This is a genomic window from Pontibacter sp. HJ8 (assembly GCF_054824225.1).
In genome coordinates this window covers 1-3,029 of the sequence record NZ_JSYF01000548.1, presented here as the reverse complement: position 1 = coordinate 3,029, position 3,029 = coordinate 1, and the positions used below count along the sequence as shown (strand labels likewise).

General features: G+C 53.9%; 3 protein-coding genes. All 3 read right to left on the bottom strand.

Annotated elements, in window-relative coordinates:
- Positions 1 to 44 precede the first annotated feature (44 nt).
- The 3 genes from OB13_RS19250 to selD all read right to left on the bottom strand — a co-directional run bounded on the left by OB13_RS19250 (position 45) and on the right by selD (position 2,877).
- Entirely contained in the window at positions 45 to 761 is a 717-nt protein-coding gene (locus OB13_RS19250) for an SAM-dependent methyltransferase (protein WP_461491810.1), read from the bottom strand.
- A 150-nt stretch (positions 762 to 911) separates the two neighbouring features.
- Positions 912 to 1,682, bottom strand: coding sequence for an alpha/beta fold hydrolase (locus tag OB13_RS19245; protein ID WP_461491809.1), 771 nt, complete (start codon positions 1,680 to 1,682; stop codon positions 912 to 914).
- A gap of 142 nt (positions 1,683 to 1,824) precedes the next feature.
- On the bottom strand, positions 1,825 to 2,877 hold the full coding sequence (selD, locus tag OB13_RS19240; protein ID WP_461491808.1) for a selenide, water dikinase SelD: 1,053 nt from the start codon (positions 2,875 to 2,877) through the stop codon (positions 1,825 to 1,827).
- Positions 2,878 to 3,029 lie beyond the last annotated feature (152 nt).

The following is a 3,029-nucleotide window of genomic DNA, read 5'->3' as shown; positions in this document are numbered from 1 at the left end:
TGTTGGAAAAGTTCTTTTTGCTGACTGATCCTGTCGCAGATAAATTACTTGTAGATCAGAAACACGGCCGGTTGTTTGTGTATATCCGGCAGCTGAGTTTTCCAATCAGCGATGGTTTTGGTCTGGATGAGCTCGTGTTCGGGGGAGGTGATGTTGGCCGCAATGCAGAGGCGGGTGCTGCCACTGAGCGTCTGCACGAGGTCTTCGAGTAGTTTGTTGTTGCGGTAGGGCGTTTCCATGAAAATCTGCGTCTGGTCCCGTTGCAGCATTTCTTTTTCCAAAGTGCGCAGTGCCTGCAGGCGAGGGCCTTTTTCGATGGGCAGGTAGCCATGAAAAGCAAAGCGCTGGCCGTTGAAGCCGCTGCCCATCAGGCTCAGCAGGATAGCTGACGGACCGGCAAAGGGCACTACCTTTATACCTTTCTGATGCGCATACTTCACCACTTCAGCGCCGGGGTCGGCTATACCTGGGCAACCTGCCTCTGAGATAATGCCGGCGTCTATACCTTGCTCCAGCAGTGGCTTGAGCGAGGCCTGCACCTGAGCGGGCGTAGCATCTTTGTCGACTTGCACAAAGTTCAGTTGCTCTATCACCAGTTCCGGGCAGATACTCTTTACAAAGCGCCGGGCTGTGCGCAGGTTCTCCACTATAAAATACGTGAGGTGACGCACCGTCTCCTTTACCTGAGGCGATATCACCTGGTCAGCTGTGTCTTCAGCCAGTATGGTCGGGATCAGGTATAGCGTGCCGGTCTTTTTCATGGTGCAAAGGTAGTGACATTGTTGGATTGCTGAATTGTTAAATTGCTGGCCGACCTTGTCAAATGCAAACTGCCACGGCTTTGGGCAGTGGCAGTTTGGGGTGTAACAGGTATGGCGCTCACAGGTTTTTAAAACAAGTGAGGTTAGCGCCTAATCGGTAGTTAAAAACCTGGTGACCAGGTCGTATACCTGATCCGGCGCTTCGGCGTGCACCCAATGGCCTGCATTCGGTATCGTCTCCACCTCTACCAGTGTGAACAGATGCTGGATGCTGCCATACACATCTTCCGGCAGGATATAGCGCGACTTGCCCCCTTTGATAAAGAGCGTACTTTTCTTGAAAGGAACATCAGCCGTAACGGCTGCGGCTACCTGCTCATAGTTCTTTTCGATCGCGTCCAGGTTCATGCGCCAGCCGAAGGTATTGTCCTCTTTACGGTAGAGGTTCTTCATCAGGAACATGCGCACCTCGCCACTCTCAATATACTTTGCCAGTTGGGCATCCACCTCGTTGCGGCTGGTCACGGTGCTCAGATCCACCGACTGGAGCGCGTCAATGATCTCGTCGTGGTGAGGCGGGTAAGCTTTTGGCGCAATGTCTACCACGATCAGCTTGGTGATGCGGGTCGGGTACTTCAGGGCGTACGTCATGGCCACTTTGCCGCCCATGGAGTGTCCCATGATAGCCGGCGTAGGAATCTGCAGCTCATCTACCAGGCGCAGTACATCATCTGCCATCAGATCGTAATTGTGCTGTTCGCTGTGCGGGGAACGGCCGTGATTGCGCAGGTCTACCAGAAATACGTTGTAGTGCTCCGAAAATCGCTTGGCCAGGGTCTGCCAGTTATCCAATGTGCCAAACAAGCCGTGCAGGATCAGCAGCGGCTGACCATGGCCCATTTCTTTATAGTGTAGTTTCATTTTTTCAGTGATCAGTTATCAAAAACAGGAATCAGTTTTTAGCTTACGGTTGCCAGTGAGATATTGATAAAGTTCAGGCTATTCTATACCTCAAAAGATGGCGGCCTTCGCTTTAAAAGTTCTCGGCTATACCTGGCATACCTTATACTACCCGGATGAGCTTTTCCGCATCCTCCCGCTCCTTCAGGACACCCAGCGGCTGCAGAGCCAGGCCATACCGCTCGAATACCTGCAACACTTCGTCACGGCCTGCAGGGTCAACGGCTACCAGCAATCCGCCGCTTGTTTGCGGGTCGCAGAGCAGGTGTTTCTGGTCCGGCGTAAGGGCTTCGATCTTGTGGCCGTAGCTGTCGAAGTTGCGGTGGGTACCGCCAGGTATAGCCTTTTGCGCCAGGTACTCCAGCGCCTCCGGCAGCACCGGCACCTTGTCAAAGTATACCTCAGCCGAAAGATTACTGCCTTCGCACATCTCCGAGAGGTGCCCCAACAGGCCAAATCCGGTCACGTCGGTCATGGCTTTTACCTGCGGCAGATGGCCCAGGTCAGCACCGATCTTGTTGAGCTGCATCATTTGCTGCGGCGCCAGGTGCAGGTGCTCGGGCTTCAGAATGGCTTTTTTCTGGGCAGTGGTCAGGATGCCTACGCCGAGCGGCTTGGTCAGGTATAGCTCACAGCCGGCAGTGGCGGTATCGTTTTGTTTGAGGTTTTGAATGTCCAGCATACCAGTCACAGCCAGCCCGAAGATCGGCTCAGGGCTGTCGATGCTGTGGCCGCCCGCCAAAGGTATACCTGCTTCCTGACAAATGCTGCGACTGCCTTCGATCACGCGCTTGGCTACTTCCGGAGCCAGTTTATCGATGGGCCAACCCAGCACAGCGATGGCCATCATGGGTATGCCGCCCATGGCGTATACATCCGAGATGGCGTTGGCAGAAGCGATGCGTCCGAAATCATAGGCGTCGTCTACGATGGGCATAAAAAAGTCAGTGGTGCTGATCACGGCGCGGCCATTGCCGATGTCATACACGGCGGCATCGTCCCGGGAGCTGTTGCCTACCAGCAGGTTCAGGTTCTCCGGGTAACTGATGTCGGTGTGCAGGATGGCGTCGAGCACTTTAGGTGCTATTTTGCAGCCGCAGCCGGCACCGTGGCTATACTGTGTGAGTTTTATATCTTGTGTGGTTGTCTCTTCCATGACTATAGTAAGTTATGTTTCTTTGCAAATTCTACTACCCGCTGCGCGTTTTCTTCGGGGTTCAGGTTTTCCAACTGGAGGGGTAGCACGTGCTCTTTTCGGGCCAGGTCGTAGGTATAGGCTTTGTCGTAATAGGTCAGGGCAATATCGAC